21 protein-coding genes are annotated in these 19,744 nt (G+C 72.9%); 10 read left to right on the forward strand and 11 right to left on the reverse strand.

From position 1 onward, the window contains the following. The first annotated feature begins 202 nt into the window (after positions 1-202). Entirely contained in the window at positions 203-1,576 is a 1,374-nt protein-coding gene (locus tag G3I78_RS04930) for a Tat pathway signal sequence domain protein (RefSeq protein WP_164421539.1), read from the forward strand. A 91-nt stretch (positions 1,577-1,667) separates the two neighbouring features. Here the strand turns inward: G3I78_RS04930 and G3I78_RS04935 are convergent, their stop codons facing one another. Continuing rightward, on the reverse strand, positions 1,668-2,636 hold the full coding sequence (locus tag G3I78_RS04935) for an alpha/beta hydrolase (protein WP_164421540.1): 969 nt from the start codon (positions 2,634-2,636) through the stop codon (positions 1,668-1,670). A 167-nt stretch (positions 2,637-2,803) separates the two neighbouring features. Between G3I78_RS04935 and G3I78_RS04940 the strand changes: the two genes are divergently transcribed. The 5 genes from G3I78_RS04940 (at position 2,804) to G3I78_RS04960 (ending at position 7,513) form a co-directional block, all read left to right on the forward strand. Next, complete coding sequence (locus G3I78_RS04940; protein WP_164421541.1) at positions 2,804-3,484, forward strand: class I SAM-dependent methyltransferase; 681 nt, start codon at positions 2,804-2,806, stop codon at positions 3,482-3,484. A gap of 304 nt (positions 3,485-3,788) precedes the next feature. After that, complete coding sequence (locus G3I78_RS04945; protein WP_239157660.1) at positions 3,789-5,390, forward strand: SpoIIE family protein phosphatase; 1,602 nt, start codon at positions 3,789-3,791, stop codon at positions 5,388-5,390. A 91-nt stretch (positions 5,391-5,481) separates the two neighbouring features. After that, on the forward strand, positions 5,482-6,474 hold the full coding sequence (gene dhaK, locus G3I78_RS04950; protein ID WP_164421542.1) for a dihydroxyacetone kinase subunit DhaK: 993 nt from the start codon (positions 5,482-5,484) through the stop codon (positions 6,472-6,474). A gap of 36 nt (positions 6,475-6,510) precedes the next feature. Beyond that, positions 6,511-7,110, forward strand: a complete 600-nt coding sequence (dhaL, locus tag G3I78_RS04955) for a dihydroxyacetone kinase subunit DhaL (protein WP_164421543.1) — start codon at positions 6,511-6,513, stop codon at positions 7,108-7,110. Further along, a complete protein-coding gene (locus tag G3I78_RS04960; protein WP_164421544.1) occupies positions 7,103-7,513 on the forward strand; it encodes a PTS fructose transporter subunit IIA in 411 nt (136 codons plus the stop codon). Before dhaL ends, G3I78_RS04960 begins: the two co-directional genes overlap by 8 nt. Positions 7,514-7,638: 125 nt before the next feature. Here the strand turns inward: G3I78_RS04960 and G3I78_RS04965 are convergent, their stop codons facing one another. Next, positions 7,639-8,289 carry a TetR/AcrR family transcriptional regulator gene (locus G3I78_RS04965; protein ID WP_164421545.1) on the reverse strand — a complete coding sequence of 217 codons (651 nt, stop codon included), beginning with the start codon at positions 8,287-8,289 and terminating at the stop codon, positions 7,639-7,641. A gap of 153 nt (positions 8,290-8,442) precedes the next feature. Here G3I78_RS04965 and G3I78_RS04970 point away from each other — a divergent pair, with 153 nt between their 5' ends. Further along, positions 8,443-9,204: a glucose 1-dehydrogenase gene (locus G3I78_RS04970; RefSeq protein WP_164421546.1), complete on the forward strand. Its 762-nt coding sequence runs from the start codon at positions 8,443-8,445 to the stop codon at positions 9,202-9,204. A 23-nt stretch (positions 9,205-9,227) separates the two neighbouring features. On the opposite strand, the gene G3I78_RS04975 is transcribed toward G3I78_RS04970, so the two are convergent. Both G3I78_RS04975 and G3I78_RS04980 read right to left on the reverse strand, forming a co-directional pair. Continuing rightward, on the reverse strand, positions 9,228-9,926 hold the full coding sequence (locus tag G3I78_RS04975; protein WP_164421547.1) for a glycoside hydrolase family 75 protein: 699 nt from the start codon (positions 9,924-9,926) through the stop codon (positions 9,228-9,230). A gap of 58 nt (positions 9,927-9,984) precedes the next feature. Further along, entirely contained in the window at positions 9,985-10,164 is a 180-nt protein-coding gene (locus tag G3I78_RS04980; protein ID WP_164421548.1) for a hypothetical protein, read from the reverse strand. 109 nt (positions 10,165-10,273) lie between these two features. On the opposite strand from G3I78_RS04980, the gene G3I78_RS04985 reads away from it, so the two are divergent. Next, positions 10,274-11,254 carry a fibronectin type III domain-containing protein gene (locus G3I78_RS04985; protein WP_164421549.1) on the forward strand — a complete coding sequence of 327 codons (981 nt, stop codon included), beginning with the start codon at positions 10,274-10,276 and terminating at the stop codon, positions 11,252-11,254. Positions 11,255-11,421: 167 nt separating this feature from the next. Next, positions 11,422-11,967: a hypothetical protein gene (locus G3I78_RS04990; protein WP_164421550.1), complete on the forward strand. Its 546-nt coding sequence runs from the start codon at positions 11,422-11,424 to the stop codon at positions 11,965-11,967. Positions 11,968-11,973: 6 nt separating this feature from the next. On the opposite strand, the gene G3I78_RS04995 is transcribed toward G3I78_RS04990, so the two are convergent. From G3I78_RS04995 to G3I78_RS05005, 3 genes are all read right to left on the reverse strand, one after another. Further along, positions 11,974-12,516 carry a PadR family transcriptional regulator gene (locus tag G3I78_RS04995; RefSeq protein ID WP_164421551.1) on the reverse strand — a complete coding sequence of 181 codons (543 nt, stop codon included), beginning with the start codon at positions 12,514-12,516 and terminating at the stop codon, positions 11,974-11,976. Between the two features lie 84 nt (positions 12,517-12,600). Beyond that, a complete protein-coding gene (locus G3I78_RS05000; protein WP_164421552.1) occupies positions 12,601-14,616 on the reverse strand; it encodes an NADPH-dependent 2,4-dienoyl-CoA reductase in 2,016 nt (671 codons plus the stop codon). Between the two features lie 101 nt (positions 14,617-14,717). After that, positions 14,718-15,563: a helix-turn-helix transcriptional regulator gene (locus tag G3I78_RS05005; RefSeq protein ID WP_164421553.1), complete on the reverse strand. Its 846-nt coding sequence runs from the start codon at positions 15,561-15,563 to the stop codon at positions 14,718-14,720. A 128-nt stretch (positions 15,564-15,691) separates the two neighbouring features. Between G3I78_RS05005 and G3I78_RS05010 the strand changes: the two genes are divergently transcribed. Continuing rightward, positions 15,692-16,459, forward strand: coding sequence for an SDR family oxidoreductase (locus G3I78_RS05010; RefSeq protein ID WP_164421554.1), 768 nt, complete (start codon positions 15,692-15,694; stop codon positions 16,457-16,459). A gap of 32 nt (positions 16,460-16,491) precedes the next feature. Here G3I78_RS05010 and G3I78_RS05015 read toward each other — a convergent pair whose 3' ends face one another. The 4 genes from G3I78_RS05015 to G3I78_RS05030 all read right to left on the reverse strand — a co-directional run bounded on the left by G3I78_RS05015 (position 16,492) and on the right by G3I78_RS05030 (position 19,547). After that, positions 16,492-16,860, reverse strand: a complete 369-nt coding sequence (locus G3I78_RS05015; protein ID WP_164421555.1) for a hypothetical protein — start codon at positions 16,858-16,860, stop codon at positions 16,492-16,494. A gap of 107 nt (positions 16,861-16,967) precedes the next feature. Next, the gene (locus G3I78_RS05020; RefSeq protein WP_164421556.1) at positions 16,968-17,237 is read right to left on the reverse strand and encodes a DUF3040 domain-containing protein; all 270 of its coding nucleotides are present in this window, start codon (positions 17,235-17,237) and stop codon (positions 16,968-16,970) included. Between the two features lie 21 nt (positions 17,238-17,258). Then, on the reverse strand, positions 17,259-18,500 hold the full coding sequence (locus G3I78_RS05025; protein WP_164421557.1) for a cation:proton antiporter: 1,242 nt from the start codon (positions 18,498-18,500) through the stop codon (positions 17,259-17,261). 171 nt (positions 18,501-18,671) lie between these two features. Beyond that, positions 18,672-19,547: a hypothetical protein gene (locus G3I78_RS05030; RefSeq protein WP_164421558.1), complete on the reverse strand. Its 876-nt coding sequence runs from the start codon at positions 19,545-19,547 to the stop codon at positions 18,672-18,674. Positions 19,548-19,744: the final 197 nt, after the last annotated feature.

Genomic DNA, 19,744 nt, shown 5'->3' on the forward strand with positions numbered 1-19,744 from the left:
GCACACGGGGTGGCCCTCGGTCGAACGGCTGAGGGCCGGCCCACGACGGGATCGTCGACCACCCCGCGACTCGGCCTCGCGGGCATGGTCAACTGGTGTTCGGACCACAGCCGTTGACCCGTCCCCCGGACCACAGCAGAATGAGCCCGCATCTCTTGAGAGCGCTCTCAAAAGCCTAGGCCCGCCCCTCCCGAGGAGACCCATGACCGGCAGCCCCCGCCCGCCCCTCAGCCGCCGCACGCTCATCGGGACCGGTCTCTCGGCCGCCGCCCTGGCCGCGACCGGCACCGGCACGGCCGGCGCCGCGCAGCCCGCGCCCGCGTCCTCCGCGCCTCGCCGGGCGCAGTCCTTCCTCGCCGCCGCCATGGACGCCTACCCGGACCACGGCACGATCCGGCTCACCCAGAGCTACACGGACCAGGCGGGCCTGTTCAGCACCGCGTTCACCTACGACAACGCCCTCGCGATCCTCGCCCACCTGGCGTCCCCCGGGGGCCGGGCCCGGGCGGTGGCCCTCGGCGACGCGCTGCTGTACGCCCAGGCGCACGACCCGGTGTACGACGACGGCAGGCTGCGGCAGGCGTACAACGTCGGGCCGTACACCTTCTACGACGGTTCCGCGCAGCCGGACGGGTTCGTGCGGGCGGACGGCACGGCGAACGTCGGTACGCAGTTCGGCTTCACCGGTACCGCCGTGGGCGACATGGCGTGGGCCGGTATCGCGCTCGGCACGCTGGCCGGGCGGACCGGTGAGCGGCGCTTCCTCGCGGGCGCGGTGCGGATCGGCGAGTGGATCGAGCGGGTCGGGCGCACCGACGAGCCGCTGGGCGGCTACAAGTTCGGCGTCGACGGGGCCGACCAGAAGCTGCCGTTCACCTCGACCGAGCACAACACCGACCTGGTCGGCCTGTTCGGACGGCTCGCGCGGCTGACCGGGGACCGGGTGTGGCGGGAGCGGCGGGCGCGGGCGCGGGCCTTCGTCGAGAGGATGTGGGAACCGTCGGGGGGCTTCTTCTACACCGGCACCAACGACGGCGTGACGGTCAACAAGTCCCCGGTCCCTGAGGACACCCAGACCTGGACCCACCTCGCCCTCGCCTCCCGGAAGCACTCCCGCTCGCTCGACTGGGCCGCGTCCGAACTGGCCGTCCTGGACACACCGGACCGCCCCAACAGCACGGTCCCCGCCGGTCAGTCCTACGAGGGCGTCACCTTCAGCTCGGCGAGCCTGCTGGCGAACGAGGGCGCGCCCATCGCCGACGGGCAGCCCAGACCGGACCGCAACGGCGTCTGGTTCGAGGGCACGGCCCACCTCGCCCTCGCCCTGCGCGACCGGGGTCACTCCGGTGACGAGAAGCGCGCCGGCCGCCTGATCGCCTCGATCGAACGCGCCCAGGACCTCCTCGGCACCGGCCAGACCGTCGGCGCCGCCGCCCTTCCGGCCCGCTCCGGGGTGGTCTCGGCGAGCAGCCCGCTCGACACCGGTTTCGGGTTCGGCTACTACCCGTACCGGCACACGGGCGCCACGGCCTGGTACCTCCTGGCTGCGGGCCGGTCGAACCCGCTGGGGGTGTGACGCCGTAGAGCCCGGGCGCCGGTCGCCGAAGAGGAGGGCAAGCTCTTCTTCGGGCGGCCTCGACGTCACCGTGCCCGACGACGGCTCCGGGTCACTCCCCCAGGAGCCGCCGCAGCCAGCGCACCCGGGCGGCGATCGCGGCCTGGGACACCGCCGCGTGGGGTGCGAGCAGGTCGAAGCCGTGGAAGCCGCCCGGCCAGACGTGCAGTTCGGCGTCCCCGCCGGCCTGCCAGATGCGGGAGGCGTAGGCGACGACCTCGTCGCGGAAGGTCTCGGCGGAGCCGACGTCGAGGAAGGCCGGGGGCAGTCCGGACAGATCCTCGGCGCGGGCCGGTGCCGCGTACGGGGACACCTCCGGGCCGCCGCGGGCCGTGCCGAGCAGCGCGCTCCAGCCGACCTCGTTGGCGGACCGGTCCCACACGCCGAGGCCCCGCATCTGGAGCGCGGAGGGGCTGTCGTTGCGGTCGTCCAGCATGGGGCACATCAGGAGCTGGCCGATGGGGCGCGGGCCCTCGCGGTCGCGGGTCAGCAGGGCGAGCGCGGCCGTCAGACCGCCACCCGCGCTGCCGCCCGCGACGACGATCCGGTCGGGGTCGCCGCCGAACTCCCCGGCATGCCCGGCGCTCCACACGAGCCCTGCGTAGACGTCCTCCACGGGCGCGGGGTGCGGGTGCTCGGGGGCCAGCCGGTACTCCACCGACACCACGACCGCGCCCAGCTCCTGCGCCCAGTCGAGGACGGTCTCCACGCCTGACCTGTTGCGGCCCAGGATCATGCCGCCGCCGTGGGCGTAGTAGAAGACCGGACGCGGCCCGATCACTCCCGTGGGCCGGCAGATCAGCAGGGAGATGTCCGGCGCGCCCTCAGGCCCGGGCACCCTGCGCTCCTCGACCTGGAAGGCCCCGCCGCGGCCGAGCTGCTCGTCGCTCGGCAGCACGAGGGCCTCGCCTTCGCGCATGGCCGGCAGCAGTTCGAGGTTCCACTCCCTCGGAATCCGCTCCGTGACGACGGCCAGGGCCGCGTCGAGCTCGGGATCGAACGGTGGCGGATTCGGCGTCATGGCGGTCTCCCGGTGCAGGTGTCCTTCCCGCCATGATCGGCCCGTCCCACCGGGCCGCGCTCCCGCCACCCGGCGGGTACTGCCCGCCACCTGGCTCCCTGTCCCCCGGCCGCTCCAAGGCCGCACAACTGTGAAAAACTTACATACAGGACACAAGGGAGATTCAGGTGACCAGCCCCGGCGACAAGCTCGACTACGCGAGCCTCCTGCTCGACCGCACCGGTCAGGCCGAGGCCTTCGACGCCATCGGCGACCGCTACGACGAGGCCTTTCCGCACAAGGAAGGCCAGGTCACAGCCGCACAATGGCTGATCGGCGCACTGCCTGCCGGAGCGCGCGTGCTCGACCTGGGGTGCGGCACCGGACTCCCGACCGCACGCCGGCTGGCCGAGTCCGGCCTCGACGTCGTCGGCGTGGACCTGTCGGACAGGATGGTCGCGGTCGCCCGGGAGAACGTTCCCGGCGGCTCCTTCCACCGCGCGGACATCGCCGACCTGCGTCCGGGCGGCCCCTTGGACCTGGGCCGCTTCGACGCCGTCGCGGCCTTCTTCTCCCTGCTCATGCTGCCGCGCGCCGAGATCCCCCTCGCCCTGGACACCATCCGCCGGCTGCTGCGTCCGGACGGTCTCTTCGCGCTGTCCATGGTCGAGGCCGACGTGGACGACTTCTCGATCCCCTTCATCGGCAGCACCATCCGGGTCTCCGGCTATCTCAGGGAAGAGCTCCGCGAGACCGTCGAGGCGGCCGGTTTCCGGATCGTCGACGAGACCTCGTACAGCTACGCCCCGGCGAGCGCGGACGTCCCGCCCGAGGTGCAGATCTTCCTGCGGTGCGAAAGGCACCGGTGACGACTCCGGACCGCCCGCCCCGGTGCGGGCCCGGGCAGCCGGAAGGACAGGCGTGACGAAGCACCTCGGAGCCGATCAGGACACCGGCGCCACGACTGCGGGGGGCCGGAAGCACGCCGTCGAAGCGCCGGGCGGGTCCCGCATGAGCCCTGAGGTGAAGCCGGACCCGGGGGCCAGCGGTTCGAAGGCCCGGCAACCGGCGCCCGCGAAAGCTCCCACCGGGGACACAGGACCGGTTCGCCCCGAGGCCCAGACCGACCGTCTGCGCTATCTCGACGCGGCGACCCGTCGGATCGCCCGCGGCATGAACCTCGCCGACACGCTGGCCGAGCTGTGCCGCGCGGCCGTCCCGGCCTTCGCCGACGCGGCGTTCGTCCATCTCTACGTCCCGCTCCCGGTCGGCGACGAGATCGGCGCCGTACCGAGTGTGCTGCACCTCCACTGCACCGAGGGCACACCACGACAGGGCCCGGCCGTCGCCCTTCACCCCATGGACGTCGTGCACCCTGCGGCCGAGGGACGGCTCGCCCGGCTGCTGCGGGCGGGGCGGCCGGCGTTCGGGAACGCCCCGGGCGTCGCCGCCGCCGTGGCCGAACTCCTGGGTCCGCGAGCCGTACCGCCCGGACAGCGGCTGATCATCGCCCCGCTGCACGGCCGCAGCCATGTCATGGGCAGTGTCGTGCTGGTGCGCGGAGCCGACCGGCCCGACTTCACCGGGGACGATCTGCTGGTCGCCTCGCAGCTCGCCACCCACACCGCCCTCGGCATCGACAAGGCGGCGCTGTACGAACGCGAGGCCTCCGTGGCGGACACGCTCCAGCGCACCATGCTCCCGCCGTCCCTCCCCGAACCGCCCGGCATCCGGCTGGCCAGCCGCTATCTGCCGGCCTCGCGGACCGCGCAGGTCGGCGGCGACTGGTACGACGCGATCCCGCTGCCCGGCAACCGGGTCGCCCTGGTGATCGGTGACGTGATGGGCCACTCCATGACCTCGGCCGCGATCATGGGCCAGCTGCGGACCAGCGTGCAGACGCTGGCCGGGCTCGACCTGCCCCCGGACGAGGTGCTGCACCACCTCGACGAGCAGGCGGCGCGGCTGGGCAGCGAGCACACGGCGACCTGCCTGTACGCCATGTACGACCCCGTCCTGCACCGGCTGGTGATGTCCAACGCCGGCCATCTGCCACCGGTGCTGCTGCGTCCCGACGGCGGTGTGGAGGTCCTGGAGGTCCCGCCCGGGGCACCGATCGGCGTCGGCAGCGGCGGCTTCGAGACCGTGGAGACCCACGCGCCGCCCGGAGCGACCCTGCTGCTGTACACCGACGGCCTGGTCGAGTCCCGTGACTCGGACGTGCTCACCGGGGTGGAGCGACTGTGCGGACGGCTGCGTACGGCAGCCTCGGGAGCCGCGCCCGTGCCGCTGGAGACGCTGTGCGACGCGGCGCTCGGAGCACTGGGGACCGGAGTGCGCGACGACGACATCGCGCTGCTCGCCGCCCGGTTCGAGGGCCTGCTGCCGGAGACCGTGGCGTACTGGTACATGGCCCCGCGCCCCCAGACCGCGGGCCAGGCGCGCCGGCTGACCCGCAGGACGCTCGGCCACTGGGGTCTCGACTCCCTGGTGGAGACGACCGAGCTGATGGTCAGCGAGGTCGTGGCGAACGCGGTGCGCTTCGCCTCCCGGCCGATCACGCTACGGCTGCTCTGTACCGACGTGCTGCGCTGCGAGGTGGGCGACGACTCGCCGATCGTGCCCCGGATGCGGCACGCCCGGCTGAGCGACGAGGGCGGCCGGGGACTGTTCCTGGTCGACCAGTTGGCCCGGCGCTGGGGCGCGACCCGGGTCAGCACGGGCAAGGTGGTCTGGTTCGAACAGCCGCTGCCCGGCGATCAGGACGACGGCTGACGCCGGGGAACGTCCGCGCACGTGACCTTCGTTGTCCCAAGGTCGATACTTCCGTCAGCAGCCGCCCTGTCAGGTCCCCCAGGAGGTACCCATGAAGATGCTGATCAACGTTCCGGAAACCGTGGTCGCGGACGCCCTGCGCGGGATGGCGGCCGCCCACCCGGAGTTGACCGTGGACGTGGAGAACCGGGTGATCGTACGGCGGGACGCCCCCGTCGCCGGGAAGGTCGCCCTGATCTCGGGCGGCGGTTCGGGCCACGAACCGTTGCACGGCGGTTTCGTCGGACCCGGCATGCTCTCCGCGGCCTGTCCCGGCGAGGTGTTCACGTCCCCGGTGCCCGACCAGATGGTGCGGGCCGCGGCCGCCGTGGACAGCGGGGCCGGGGTGCTGTTCATCGTGAAGAACTACACGGGTGACGTGCTCAACTTCGACATGGCGGCCGAACTCGCCGAGGACGAGGGCATCCAGGTCGCCAAGGTCCTCGTCAACGACGACGTGGCCGTCACCGACAGCCTGTACACCGCCGGGCGGCGCGGTACGGGCGCCACCCTGTTCCTGGAGAAGATCGCGGGCGCGGCGGCTGAGGAGGGGCAGCCGCTGGAGCGGGTGGAGGCCATCGCCCGTCAGGTCAACGAGAACGCGCGCAGTTTCGGTGTCGCGCTGAGCGCCTGCACCACCCCGGCCAAGGGCAGCCCGACCTTCGATCTGCCCGCGGGCGAGCTGGAGTTGGGCGTCGGTATCCACGGCGAGCCGGGGCGGGAGCGGCGGGCGATGATGACCTCGCGGGAGATCGCGGACTTCTCGGTGCACGCGATCCTGGACGACATGAGCCCGCGCAATCCCGTGCTGGTCCTGGTCAACGGCATGGGCGCGACCCCGCTCCTGGAGCTGTACGGCTTCAACGCCGAGGTGCAGCGGGTGCTCGCCGACCGCGGGGTCGCCGTCGCACGCACCCTGGTCGGCAACTACGTCACCTCGCTCGACATGTCCGGCGCCTCGGTCACCCTGTGCCAGGTCGACGAGGAGCTGCTGCGCCTGTGGGACGCGCCGGTGCGGACCCCGGGGCTGCGCTGGGGAGTGTGAGCAGCGATCAACGTACCGACCACGCAAGGAGATCCAGTGCTCGACGCCGACTTCTTCCGCCGTTGGATGACGGCGACCGCGGCCTCGGTGGAACGCGAGGCGGAGCGGCTCACCGCCCTCGACTCCCCCATCGGGGACGCCGACCACGGCAGCAATCTTCAGCGCGGGTTCAGGGCGGTCGCCGCGACCCTGGAGAAGGAGGCGCCGGACACCCCGGGCGCGGTCCTCGTCCTTTCCGGGCGGCAGCTCATCTCGACGGTCGGCGGTGCTTCGGGGCCGCTGTACGGGACGTTGCTGCGGCGGACCGGGAAGGCGCTCGGGGACGCCGGTGAGGTCAGCGCGGAGGAGTTCACCGAGGCGCTGCGGGCCGGGGTGGCGGCGGTCATGGCGCTGGGCGGTGCCGCGCCGGGCGACAAGACCATGATCGACACGTTGGTGCCGGCCGTGGACGCGCTCGGTACCGGGTTCGCCGCGGCGCGGACGGCCGCCGAGCAGGGCGCCCTGGCGACCACGCCGTTGCAGGCCCGCAAGGGCCGGGCGAGTTACCTGGGCGAGCGCAGCATCGGGCACCAGGACCCGGGCGCTACCTCGGCCTCCCTGCTGATCGGCGCTCTCGCGGAGGCCGCGGGTGAGTGACACGGAGCTGGTGGGGATCGTGCTGGTGTCGCACAGCGCGCAGGTCGCCGCGTCCGTCGCGGAACTGGCGAAGGGGCTCGCGGGCGGCGGCCCGGAAGTGCCCCTCGCGGCGGCGGGCGGCACCGAGGACGGCGGGCTCGGCACCAGCTCGGAGCTGATCGCCGCGGCGGCCGCCTCGGTGGACCGGGGCGCCGGGGTCGCCGTCCTGACCGACCTCGGCAGCGCGGTGCTCACCGTGAAGGCCCTGCTGGCCGAGGGCGACGAACTCCCGCCCGGCACCAGGCTGGTGGACGCCCCCTTCGTCGAGGGCGCGGTGGCCGCGGTGGTCACGGCGGCCACCGGGGCCGACCTCGCGGCGGTGGAGGCGGCCGCGGCGGAGGCGTACGACTACCGGAAGGTCTGACACCGGGCGGTCGACGTCGGCAACCGGACGGTCTGACGGCGAGAGGTCGGCGTCGACTGCCGAAAGGCTCGGTCGGCGTCGGCCGGTACTTCACTCCGTCCGCCGCCACTTCACCCCGTCGACCGCTACTTCACCCCGTCCGCAGCGACGGCGAGGGCCGAGCGCAGGGTCTGCATCAGCTCGGTCTCCGCCGTCGCGCGGTCGGTGGCGCGGTCGGTGCCCCGGGCGGCTCCGTGCCAGGCGTGGTGTTCGACCGCCGCGCGCAGGGCCGCGTTGAACATGGCCGCCCGGATGGCCGGTTCGAAGCCGTCCCGGGGCAGTCCGGCGCGCTCGGCCAGGGCGTGGGCGAACGCCGGCTCGGCCTCGTCGTAGGTCTGGAGCCAGACGGCTCGCAGGCCCGGCTCGGTGCGGGTCAGGCGGACCAGATCGCCGACCGTGGCCCGCTCGGGGCCGCTGATGATGCCGATCTCGGTCGCCAGGGTGCGTTCGAACAGCTCCTCCAGCGGCTGGTCCGGGGCCCACTCCCGCAGCAGGGCCGCGATCAGGTCGATGCCCTCCGAGAACAGCGGGCTCACACAGCTCTCCTTGCTGGGGAAGTACCGCCACACGGTGCGCGCCGAGACCCCGACCGCCTGGCCGATCTGTTCCCCGGTGGTGGCCGACACGCCCTGGGCGACGAACAGCTCCACCGCGGCCCGGGCGATCTCCAGCCGTATCTCGGCCTTGCGCTCCTCGGTCAGGGGTGGTCGTCCCGTACGTCCGCGGGCTGCGGTCATCGATTCCTCCGGCTCCGTCGATCGCCTGTTCACGCTTGCGGGAATTCTCCACCAAGATTTTATGTCACTCACAGACATTAAGTCGTATGGTGGCGACAAGCGCAGGGCACGGCGCCCGCGCGGGCACAGAGCACTGATCGACAGGAGCACCACATGGCCGGCGAATTCGACGGACGCAGCGTCATCGTCACGGGAGCGGGTTCGGGCATCGGGCGGGCGACGGCCCTGGCCTTCGCGGCGCGCGGCGCCCGGGTCCTGGTCGCGGACCTCAACGCCGAGACCGCGGAGACGGTCGTCAAGGAGATCGGCGAGGCAGGCGGCACCGCGGTCGCCGTCACCGGCGACCTCAGCGAGCAGGCCGTGGTGGACCAGGTGGCCCAGACCGCAGTGGACCGGTTCGGCGGGGTGGACGTCCTGGTGAACAACGCCGGGATCATGGACCGGATGTCGGCGCTCGCGGACGTGGGCGACGCGGAGTGGGAGCGGGTCCTCCGGGTCAACCTGACCGCGCCCTTCCTGCTCACCCGGGCCGTGCTCCCGCACATGCTCGCGGCGGGCCGGGGCGCTGTCGTGAACACCGCCTCCGAGGCCGGTCTGCGCGGCAGCGCGGCGGGCGCCGCCTACACGGCCTCGAAGCACGGCGTGGTGGGTCTGACCAAGAGCCTCGCGGTGATGTACCGCAAGCAGGGCATCCGCGCGAACGCCATCGCCCCGGGCGGCACCGCCACCGGCATCGTCGTGGACGCCGACCGCGAGGCCCACGGACCGGCGGCGCTGGGCCCGCACTTCGTCAACGTCGGCCGGGTGGCCGAGCCCGACGAGCAGGCCGCCGCCATCGTATTCCTCGCCTCGGACGCGGCGAGCAACATCAACGGCGTGGTCCTGCCGGTGGACGACGGCTGGTCTGCGGTCTGACCGACCCGGGAGTTCCTGCGGGGTCATTTCCCCCGTACGAACATCCGCGCAAGCCGCTCCCCGGTCGCGACGGCGGCGTCATGGTCCTCGATCGGCTTCACCTGCGAGTCCTTGAAGACGATGTAGGTGACGCCGGAGGGCGTGCCGCCGCCGCGCGGATCGGGGCGGATCCCGAGGGCCTCGGCGGCGGCGTAGGAGGCCTCGCCGATGATGTCGCGCGGGCCCACGTCCCCGACGACGGCGTACTGCACCCGGTCCTGGTACACGACGGCCGCGACCGCGCCGCCGCGCACCCCGTGCTCGCGGTAGTCCCAGATCCGGCTCGGCGTCGGGACCACGATGTACGGCAGGCCCTCGGCGCTCAGGTGGCGGCCGTCGGACTGCTGGTAGGCGGTGGCGTCGGAGAAGAGGGGGTCGGTGCGGCCGTTGCACTTGCGTCCCGGCCGGCCATCGCAGTCGATGTCCATGTCGGCCTTCCAGAACACGGCGTCCCGGGTGCCGCAGACCGGGATGCTCGCGGGCGTGCCGTCGTCGGTGCGGTAGCGGCCGCGCGAGACGGGGTCGCACTCCTTCGCCCTGGCCAGCAGGTCGGCGGCGTCGACGTCACCCTCGTGCCGCACCACCGCCTCGGTCCGGGCGGCGACGGGCTCCACGGCGGGGGACGTCGAGGGGGCGAGCAGGGCGGCGCTTGCCGCGGCCAGCGTGAGCGACTGGACACGCACGATAAGGGACCCTCTCCTGGGGGACACTGACGGACACTCAGCCCAATCTGATGCCGTTTCAGCACAGCGGCCACCGCAGGGGGTCCGGACGGGGCAGGCGCCGGGGACCCGGGCCCTCGACGAACCCGGGCCTCCCAGCCGCCCGTACCGGCGCGGGGACAGCGACGACAGCGGCCCGCGCCACCAGCACGAACTCCCCTTCCCTCATGGAGAGTTCGGCCGTGAAGGCCTTCAGCATACGTAACTCCCCGAAGCCGCCCGGCACGGTCCGCCCTCTTGATGCGGACACCACAGGGGCGCCATATTGGTCCGGACCATTCCAGGAGGCTCTCCGGGGAGGCACCGCCATGCCCGTTCCCCTACGGCGTTCCGCGCCGCTGTGCGCCCTGCTCGCGCTCCTCGTCTCCTGTACGTGGGGCGGCGCCGACGGCGAGGGGAGCGGTCCGCTGCCCGGCGCCCCCGTGGGCGTCACGGCCGCCGCGGGCAGCGCGAGCAGCGTGCATGTGATGTGGAACGCCGTCACCGCGGCCCATGCCTACGAGGTGTATCGCGGCACCACAAAGGTCCAGGAGGTGCCGGGTTCGCAGCACATGGTGGATGTCACCAGGCTGGAGCCCGGCACCCTGTATGCCTTCACCGTGCGGGCCCGGGACGCCGAGGGACGTCTGGGCCCGCCCAGCCGGGAGGTGCGGGCGACGACTCCCGCGGCCACGGCGGCGGACCGCTCGGCCCCGACCCGCCCTGGCGGGCTGCACGGCCGGACGGTGGGCAGCCGGGCCGTCCAGCTGTCCTGGTCCGCCTCGACGGACGACCGGGACGTGGTGTCGTACGACATCTATCAGGGCGATGCCAAGATCCACAGTGTGGGCGGCAACCAGACGGCGGCCGTGGTCACGGGGCTGCGGCCGGGCACCCGCTACGCGTTCACCGTGCGCGCCCGGGACGCGGCCGACAACCTCTCACCGGCCGGTACCCGCGTCCGGCTGACGACTCCTGGCAGCGACGACGGCCGGGACACCGCGCCGACGGACTTCCGCGCGGCGACGCGGCTCAACGGCGACGGGGCGTACTACCTCGACCTGTCCTGGGTCCCGCCCGGCACGGACGGCGTGGTCACGGAGTACCAGGTGCGCCTCGACGGCGCGCCGGCCACCTCGCTGGTGTTCGGCGGGGCACCGCCGCAGGGGAGGGCGACGTACAGCTTCTATCTGGGGCGGGAGGCCGGGGAGAGCCATCGGGTGCGGATCCGGGCGCGGCTGCCCGACGGCACCTGGGGCGGGCTGTCGGCGGAGCGGACGGTGACGACGGGCGCCGCCGCGTCCCCGTGACAGAGCTGTGCCGTTGGGCCGGACGGTGGACGCCGTCACCTGCCCGGGGGCGCCCGGGATGCGGGAGGGGCCGCGGGCGCATTGGCTTCCTCTGAGGCAGCACGGGTCCTCCCCCACCTCGGTGGCGCACCGGATGTACCGCCGACCGTGCCGCCGGAGGGCACTCCATGCGCACTACACAGCCACTCCTCCGCTCCGGGCTGACCGTCGCGGCCGTCGCCGCGCTGCCGCTCGCCCTGACCGCCGGCCCCGCGGCCGCGGCGACGGGCATCTCCGTGAGCACCTCCGGATCCACGGTCTCCGTCACCACCACAGCCTGCTCCCGGACCGCCACCAACGGCGGCTGGGGCACCGCGTCACTCCTCACCAGCAGCCAGACCTCCTTCAACCAGGGGCGCCAGGTGGCCCTTTCGGGGACGACCTCGCTGCAGTCCGCGGCCTGGTCGAGCGTGAGCCCCGGGACGTACACCGTCATCGTGAAGTGCGCCTACGACCCCACACAAGGCGGCACCCAGTCGATCATCGTCTCGGCGTCCGCGAGCCCCACGATCTCCGCGACGGCCTCCCCGTCCCGCGGTGTCATGGGCGGACTGGGCGGCGCCACCAAGGACTTCGGCACCCTGACCCTGGCGGCCGGCGGTGGCCTGGTGGCGGTCGGCGCGGCGGCGACGGCGTGGTTCCTGCGCCGCCGGTCCCGCCCGTACCGCCTCTGAGAGCCGTCAGCTGTCCGGGAGTTCGGCGAACTCCTCCAGGGCCTCGGTGAGCCACCCGGTCCAGAAGGTCTCCAGTTCGATGCCCGCGCGCAGGACCAGGTGCTGAAGCCTGGCCTGCGCGCTGTCGTCGCCGGGCGGGAAGTCGCGCTTCTCGATCTCCTCGTACTCGGCCAACTGCCGCCGGTGCAGATCGAGATGGCGGCGCAGATCGGCTTCGAGCCCGTCCGTGCCGACGACGGCCGCCGCACGCAGCCGCAGCAGCAGGGCGTCCCGGTGCGGCTTGGGGTCCTGCGCGGCGGCCGTCCAGCGTTCGAGTTCGGCGCGGCCCGCGGGCAGGACCTCGTAGCTCTTCTTCTGTCCCCGGGCCGGCTGGGCCGCCGGGATGGCCCGGATATGGCCCTCGGACTCCAGTTTTCCCAGCTCGCGATAGATCTGCTGGTGCGAGGCCGACCAGAAGTAGCCGATCGACCTGTCGAACCGGCGGGTCAGGTCCAGCCCCGCAGACGGCCTTTCGAGCAGTGCGGTGAGGATCGCGTGCGGGAGTGACATGGGGTCATCCTAGGGACGGCGCGTTCGTCCGGAGGGCCGCCGCCGGAGGGCCGCCGCCGGAGGGCCGCCGCCGGAGGGCCGCCGCTAGAGGGCCGCCGCGACCTCGGTGCCCTGCTTGATGGCTCGCTTGGCGTCCAGTTCGGCGGCCACGTCGGCGCCGCCGATCAGGTGCACGGTGCGGCCCGCGGCGACGAGCGCGTCGTACAGGTCCCGGCGCGGGTCCTGTCCGGTGCACAGGACGATGGTGTCGACCTCCAGGACCGTGCTCTCCTCGCCGACGGTGACATGCAGTCCGGCGTCGTCGATACGGTCGTAGCGCACCCCCGGGACCATGGTGACGCCCCGGTGCTTGAGCTCGGCGCGGTGGATCCAGCCGGTGGTCTTGCCGAGCCCGGCGCCGACCTTGCTGGTCTTGCGCTGGAGCAGGTGGACACTGCGCGGCGGGGCGGGGCGCTCGGGGGCGGCGAGTCCGCCGGGTGCCGTGTAGCCCATGTCGACGCCCCACTGGCGGAAGTAGGTCGCCGGGTCCTCGCTCGCCTTGTCGCCGCCGTCGGTGAGGAACTCGGCGACGTCGAAGCCGATGCCCCCGGCGCCGAGGATCGCGACCCGCTCGCCGACGGGCACGCGGTCGCGCAGGACGTCGAGGTAGCCGACGACGCTCGGGTGGTCGGCGCCCGGGATGTCGGGGGTGCGCGGGGTGACGCCGGTGGCGACGACGACCTCGTCGTAGGCGGTCAAGTCCCCTGCTTCGACAGGCGTGTTGAGCCGTACGTCCACGCCGTGGGCGTCGAGCTGGTGGCGGAAGTAGCGCAGGGTCTCGTCGAACTCCTGCTTGCCGGGGACCTGGCGGGCGACGTTGAGCTGGCCGCCGACCTCGCTCGCGGCGTCGAACAGGGTGACGTCGTGGCCGCGTTCGGCGGCGGAGACGGCACAGGCGAGCCCCGCGGGTCCCGCCCCGACGACCGCGACCCGCTTGCGCAGCCGGGTCGGGGTGAGCACCAGCTCGGTCTCGTGGCAGGCGCGCGGGTTGACCAGGCAGGAGGTGATCTTCAGGCTGAAGGTGTGGTCGAGGCAGGCCTGGTTGCAGCCGATGCAGGTATTGATGGCCTCGGGACGGCCCTCGGCCGCCTTGTTCACGAACTCCGGGTCGGCGAGCATCGGGCGGGCCATGGAGACCATGTCCGCGTATCCGTCGGCCAGCAACTCCTCGGCCAGCTCGGGGGTGTTGATGCGGTTGGTCGTCACCAGCGGGACGGACACCTCGCCCATGAGCCGCTTGGTCACCCAGGTGTAGGCGCCGCGCGGCACCGAGGTCGCGATGGTGGGGATGCGGGCCTCGTGCCAGCCGATGCCGGTGTTGATGATGGTGGCCCCGGCGGCCTCGATCGCCTTGGCGAGGGTGATCACCTCGTCGAGCGTGGAGCCGCCCGGGACGAGGTCCAGCATGGACAGCCGGTAGACGATGATGAAGTCCTCGCCGACGGCCTCGCGCACCCGTCGCACGATCTCCACCGGGAAGCGCATCCGGTTCTCGTACGAGCCGCCCCAGCGGTCGGTGCGGTGGTTGGTCTGGGCGGCGATGAACTCGTTGATCAGATAGCCCTCGGAGCCCATGATCTCCACGCCGTCGTACCCGGCCTGCCGGGCGAGGCGGGCCGCACGGACGTAGTCCTCGACGGTCCGCTCGACGTCGGCGTCGGTCAGCTCGCGGGGCGGGAAGGGGCTGATCGGTGCCTGGAGGGGGCTCGGGGCGACGAGGTCCTGGTGGTAGGCGTACCGGCCGAAGTGCAGGATCTGCATCGCGATCCGGCCGCCCTCGCGGTGCACGGCCTCGGTGACGGCCCGGTGCTGCTCGGCCTCCGCGTCGGTGGTGAGCTTGGCGCCGCCTTCGTAGGGCCGTCCCTCGTCGTTGGGGGCGATGCCACCGGTGACGATCAGGCCCACTCCCCCGCGGGCGCGGGCCGCGTAGAACTCCGCCATGCGCTCGAAGCCGCGCTCGGCCTCCTCAAGGCCGACGTGCATCGAGCCCATGAGGACGCGGTTGGGCAGCGTGGTGAAGCCCAGGTCGAGCGGGGTCAGCAGGTGCGGGTAACGGCTCATCGGGCCCCTCCGTCGCGGTCGCGTGCCTCTCTGTTGTAGAGGACCGCGACGCTTTTATGCAACTAGTTGCATAACGGGGTGACGAGAACCACGTGACGGCGTCAGGTGTCGGCGGTGCTGCCGTCGGGCACCTCGGCCGCCGCGAGGCTGCCCAGCAGGGCGAGCGCCTGCTCGGACGGGCTGCCCGGTCGGGCCTGGTAGACGACCAGCTGCTGGTCGGGGGCGCTGTTGACGGTCAACGACTCGTAGTCCAGCGTCAGTTCGCCGACCAGCGGATGCCGGAAGCGTTTGGACTCGTGGGTCTTGCGGCGGAAGTCGTGGCGGGCCCAGAGCCTGCGGAACTCCTCGCTGCGCAGCGAGAGTTCACCGACCGTGGCGATCATGAGCGGGTCCTCGTGGGCGGTTCCGGCGGAGGCCCTCAGGGCGGCCACCGCGTTCACGGCCACGGACTCCCAGTCCGGGTAGAACTCCCGGGCGTCCGGGTCCAGGAACACCAGCCGCATCAGGTCCCCGCTGTGGGCGTGGCCCGCGAACAGGGCGCCGCCCAGGACGTTGTGGGCCAGCACGGTCAGACAGCGGCCGAGGACCACCGCCGGGGTGCGGTGCCAGTCCTCCATCATCCGCAGCAGGGCGGGACCGACCGTCTCCGGCCGCGCGCGGTGCCCGCTGCCACCGGGGCGGGCCAGCCGGTGCAGGTGGTCGGTCGCCTCGTCCTCCAGGCCGAGCACCCGTGCCAGCGCGTCGACGACCTGGGCCGACGGACTGCGCTCGCGTCCCTGCTCCAGGCGCACGTAGTAGTCGGTGCTCACCCCGGCCAGCACCGCGACCTCCTCCCGGCGCAGCCCCGCCACCCGGCGCCGGCTCCCGGCGGGCAGGCCCGCCTCCTCGGGCCGGACCAGGGCACGGCGGGCGCGCAGGAAGAGGCCGAGCCGGTTGTCGCTGTCCATGCCGTCGACCCTAGGCGCGGCCGTAGGTCCGCGGGAGCCCTCAAGGTGGCCGCGGTACTCCTACGATCCGCCCTCCCCGGGGTGATACGGCCTGGTCACCGACCTGTGGCGGACGCACCGTGGAGGGCATGACAGACACCTGGAACCTCACCCACCGCATCGCGGTCGTCACCGGCGCCTCCAGCGGGATCGGGGCGGCCACGGCCCGTCGCCTCGCCGCCGGCGGGGCGAGCGTCGCCCTGCTGGGCCGCCGCGAGGACCGGCTCAAGGAACTGGCCGACGAGCTGGGCTCCACCAGCGACGGCCGGATCCTGCCGGTCGCCGTGGACCTCACCGACCCCGTGGCAATCGCCCGGGCGACCGCCGCCGTCACCGGGACGCTCGGCACCGTCGACCTGGTGGTGGCCAACGCCGGCGCGATGCTCGGCGCCCCCTTCGAGCGGGCCCTGACCGACGAGTGGGACCGCATGATCGACATCAATCTGCGCGGACTGCTGCACACCGCCCGCGCCTTCACCGACGACCTCCTCGCGGCAGCGGCCGGCGGGGGGCGGGCCGACCTGGTGCACATCGGCTCCGTGGGCGGACACCAGCTGTTCCCGGACTGGTCCGTCTACTGCGCCACCAAGGCGGCGGTCGCCCATCTCGCCCGCAACCTCCGCGCGGAACTGGGCCCGCGCGGGGTCCGGGTCAAGAACATCGAGCCGGGGGTGACCACCACCGAGCTGGGCGCGGACATGCGGGACGACGGGAGCCGGGCGACCCTCTCCCGCATGCGCGCCGATGTGCACGCGCTGGCCGCACAGGACATCGCCGAGGCCGTGGCCTTCGCGACGGCGGCCCCGCCGAACGTCAACGTGGCGGAGATGGTGGTGGTACCGGTCCGCCAGGGCTGATCAGGAGGGCGGGAACCGCGCGGCCTGCGGACTCAGCGGCTCTCCAGCCGCACGTGCAGTTCCCGCTCCTGGTCCCCCGACGCGGACGCGAGATCCCGCACCGTGAACATCGAGTCCAAGGTGGTCCGAAGCCTCTCGATCGCCCCGTAACCCCCCTGTGCGTCGGCCTCCACGGAGGACGACAGCCGCGCGGGCGGCGGACACTCGTGGGCGTCGGTCACCTCGAACGTGCCCAGCCACACCATCGGCCGGGTCTCATGGAGCTGCTGCGGCACCTCGTCGGCCCCGCGGTCCGACTCGAAGCACGCGCCCAGCGTGTCGAAGACGATCCGCGCGTCCTCCTTGCTGCAACCGCTGATCTCAAGGGAGACGGACTCCTCGTGCGCTCGCTCACGATCCATGGTGATCGCTCCTCTCGTGACGACGACCGGTATCGCCGGGTTCCCCGCGCACCGCGCCACACCCCCAGAAAAGCACCACCGTTCACGGAGCACTACCGGCGGCGGTCTCAGCGCTGCGGCCGGTCCCGGTGCGGATCGAACAACGGGACGGCGATACCGGCCAGCACCAGCCCGGTGGCCACGAGGATGCCCTCGGGCAGCGCCATCCCGGCGGCCAGGAGGGTCACGGCGACGACGAGGGTGCACCAGGCGCCGGTGCGCCGGTACTCACGGGGCCGGGCGGGGCGGCCCGACCCCAGTGCGCGGGCGAACCGCGGGTCGTCACGCTCCAGCCGTGCGGCGAGATCCACCAGGTGTTCGTCGTCGGGCCGGTGCATGGCTCCTCCTTCGGACGGCCCCTACCGTTCGGCGTCCGCCCCCACCGGGACGGAGACCGGCTCCGGCGCGGTGTCGTCCTGCCCCGGCGTCCGGGCAGGACGGCGTGACCCCAGGAGCCGGGCCAGCAGATGGGCCCGTCCCGCGGCCACCGGACCGAGAACGGCCAGGACAAGGACATACCCGGCGATGAACGGCGCCAGACGTCCGTCGAGCCCCGCGCTGGCCGCCATCGCCCCGAGGATCAGGGCGAATTCGCCCCGCGCGACGAGGGTCGTGGCGATGTCGGCGGCGGGCTGGGCGCCGTAGCCGTAGAGGCGGGCGACGAGCAGACCGGCGACGACGTTCATCACCACGGTCACCACGGCCGCGGCGGCGACGGGTCCGGCGACGGAGGTGACGACGCCGGGGTCGATGGAGAGTCCGAAGGCGAAGAAGAAGATGGCGGCGAAGGCGTCCCGCAGCGGGTGCACCAGGCGGCGGATGCGGGGCCCGGAGGGCGTGCCGGCCAGGATCAGGCCGACCATGAAGGCGCCGATGGCGTCGGCGACGCCGAGCACCTCGGAGACTCCGGCGACGAGGACCGCGGCGCCGAGGAAGCTGATGACCAGGAGTTCGTTGTCCCGGACGTGGATCAGCCGGCCGATCCAGCGCGTCCCGTAGCGGGCGGCGACGGCCAGCACGATCAGGAACCCGAAGGCCTTGCCCGCCTGGAGGAGGATCTCCAGCGGGCCGCGCGCGCCGCTGATGACGGGCTGGAGGGCGGCGAGGTACAGCGCGAGGAAGATGTCCTCGACCACGATCACGCCGAGGATCAGCCGGGTCTCCGGGCGGCCGATCCGCCCCAGGTCGATGAGGATCTTGGTGACGATCGCTGACGAGGAGATGCCGAGGACTCCGGCGAGGACCAGTGCCTCCCGGGTCCCCCAGCCCAGGGCGAAGCCGAAGCCGAGTCCGGCGCCGACGTTGGCCAGCAGATAGATCCCGCCGGCGGCGAGCAGCCGTCTGCCGCCGGTGCGCAGGTCGTCGACGTGGAACTCCAGGCCCAGGTAGAACAGCAACAGCACCAGACCGAGCGCGGAGAGCATCTCGAAGTCGTGCGCGTCCTCGACCAGGACCAGGCCGGGCGTGTGCGGGCCCAGCAGGATGCCGGCGAGCATGAACAGCGGGATGGTCGGCAGTCCGATCCGGCCGCCGAGCCGGGCCAGGAACGCGGCGGCCAGGAAGGCACCGCCCATGGCGAGCAGGGTGTCAGCGTGTCCCATGGTTCACCTCCCGCCCGGGTGCGGAAGGACGTGCGGGCCGTGCTTCACGAGGGTGGATGCGAGAGCTCCTTCGTCAGTGGGTGTGCGTCCCACCGTCGCATCCGGCCCACGGGTCCCACCATCGGTGCCGACCCTCATTTCCCTGACGGGCCGGCACCGGTCGCGGAGGGCTCAACTCCTGGTGAAGCGGTACGTCTTGCTGTCCGTCAGCACACAGAACCCGGGCGAGACGACGATCACACGCAGGGTTCCGCTGCGCCGGTCGTAGTCGATGCCCTCCGCCTCGAACTCGCCCGAGCAGGAGCTCCTGAGGGGCAGTTGGCGCAGCGCGGTGACATGTCCGGTGACGTTCGCCGAGCCGGTCGGGGCGGCGGACAGGTCGATCTGGAGGAGCGGCTTGGTGTAGCCGAAGAGCGTGCCCGCCGGGTCGTCGGAGGAGCACAGCAGCTGGGTGGCGCCGAGGAAGTCGCAGCCCTGTACGTCCCGGACGGCGTGGTCGAGGGTGACGGTGGCCGCCTGCGGGAGGTTCGCGGCGGGCGAGGTGCTCGCGTTGACGCCGGGGGTCGGGAAGACCAGCAGGCGGCTCATGGTGCCGTACTCGCCGGAGAGCATCCACTGTCCGTCGGGCGAGATCGCGACCCAGGAGTTGTTGAGCGCCTCGCCCGCGCCGAGCTGGTGCACGTACTCGGACCAGGTGCCGTCCGGGGCCTGCACGCGGAACATCTTCGCGGTGCCGGAGTCGGCCTGGTAGGGCTCGACGTAGTGGCCGTCGTAGGAGGCGTCGGGGTCGCCCACGTGGTTCCAGCCGCGGCTGGAGACACCGACGGGGATGGTCCCGATGCCGGTGTACCGGTTGGCGGCCCCGGCGGGGACCTCCACCGAGGTCAGGCCCTGGCTCTCGGTGAGCGGGTCGGCGCGGTCGGAGCCGGTCTCGGTCCAGGTGTCGGCCGCCGAGGCGGGCGGGGCGGTGGCCAGCAGGGCCGTCGCGGTGAGCGTGGCGAGGGCGGCGAGAACGGCGTGACAACGCTGTCCGGCGCGCAGGCGCATGGGGGACTCCTGAGGCTGCTGGGGTGGGGGTGAGGTGGCTCGGCGGCCAGTCTGGCGCCCCCATGGCAGTCATGTACAGACCAAGCAGATGAACAGGGAGCCGCAGGAGGGGGCGTTCGTCACCCCCGCGCACTTCACCGGACGCGCGCCCTTGTGTTGAGGGATGGTGGAAGAACACCACCGCGTGGTCACGGAGA

Source organism: Streptomyces sp. SID13726 (assembly GCF_010548375.1).
GTDB lineage: Bacteria > Actinomycetota > Actinomycetes > Streptomycetales > Streptomycetaceae > Streptomyces.

Excerpts from the sequence above, each read along its gene's own strand:
- G3I78_RS04930 (WP_164421539.1), top strand. The coding sequence starts at position 203 with ATGACCGGCAGCCCCCGCCCGCCCCTCAGCCGCCGCACGCTCATCGGG.
- G3I78_RS04935 (WP_164421540.1), bottom strand. The coding sequence starts at position 2,636 with ATGACGCCGAATCCGCCACCGTTCGATCCCGAGCTCGACGCGGCCCTG.
- G3I78_RS04945 (WP_239157660.1), top strand. The coding sequence starts at position 3,789 with ATGAACCTCGCCGACACGCTGGCCGAGCTGTGCCGCGCGGCCGTCCCG.
- dhaK (WP_164421542.1), top strand. The coding sequence starts at position 5,482 with ATGAAGATGCTGATCAACGTTCCGGAAACCGTGGTCGCGGACGCCCTG.
- G3I78_RS04965 (WP_164421545.1), bottom strand. The coding sequence starts at position 8,289 with ATGACCGCAGCCCGCGGACGTACGGGACGACCACCCCTGACCGAGGAG.
- G3I78_RS04970 (WP_164421546.1), top strand. The coding sequence starts at position 8,443 with ATGGCCGGCGAATTCGACGGACGCAGCGTCATCGTCACGGGAGCGGGT.
- G3I78_RS04980 (WP_164421548.1), bottom strand. The coding sequence starts at position 10,164 with ATGCTGAAGGCCTTCACGGCCGAACTCTCCATGAGGGAAGGGGAGTTC.
- G3I78_RS04985 (WP_164421549.1), top strand. The coding sequence starts at position 10,274 with ATGCCCGTTCCCCTACGGCGTTCCGCGCCGCTGTGCGCCCTGCTCGCG.
- G3I78_RS04990 (WP_164421550.1), top strand. The coding sequence starts at position 11,422 with ATGCGCACTACACAGCCACTCCTCCGCTCCGGGCTGACCGTCGCGGCC.
- G3I78_RS04995 (WP_164421551.1), bottom strand. The coding sequence starts at position 12,516 with ATGTCACTCCCGCACGCGATCCTCACCGCACTGCTCGAAAGGCCGTCT.
- G3I78_RS05000 (WP_164421552.1), bottom strand. The coding sequence starts at position 14,616 with ATGAGCCGTTACCCGCACCTGCTGACCCCGCTCGACCTGGGCTTCACC.
- G3I78_RS05005 (WP_164421553.1), bottom strand. The coding sequence starts at position 15,563 with ATGGACAGCGACAACCGGCTCGGCCTCTTCCTGCGCGCCCGCCGTGCC.
- G3I78_RS05010 (WP_164421554.1), top strand. The coding sequence starts at position 15,692 with ATGACAGACACCTGGAACCTCACCCACCGCATCGCGGTCGTCACCGGC.
- G3I78_RS05015 (WP_164421555.1), bottom strand. The coding sequence starts at position 16,860 with ATGGATCGTGAGCGAGCGCACGAGGAGTCCGTCTCCCTTGAGATCAGC.
- G3I78_RS05020 (WP_164421556.1), bottom strand. The coding sequence starts at position 17,237 with ATGCACCGGCCCGACGACGAACACCTGGTGGATCTCGCCGCACGGCTG.
- G3I78_RS05025 (WP_164421557.1), bottom strand. The coding sequence starts at position 18,500 with ATGGGACACGCTGACACCCTGCTCGCCATGGGCGGTGCCTTCCTGGCC.
- G3I78_RS05030 (WP_164421558.1), bottom strand. The coding sequence starts at position 19,547 with ATGCGCCTGCGCGCCGGACAGCGTTGTCACGCCGTTCTCGCCGCCCTC.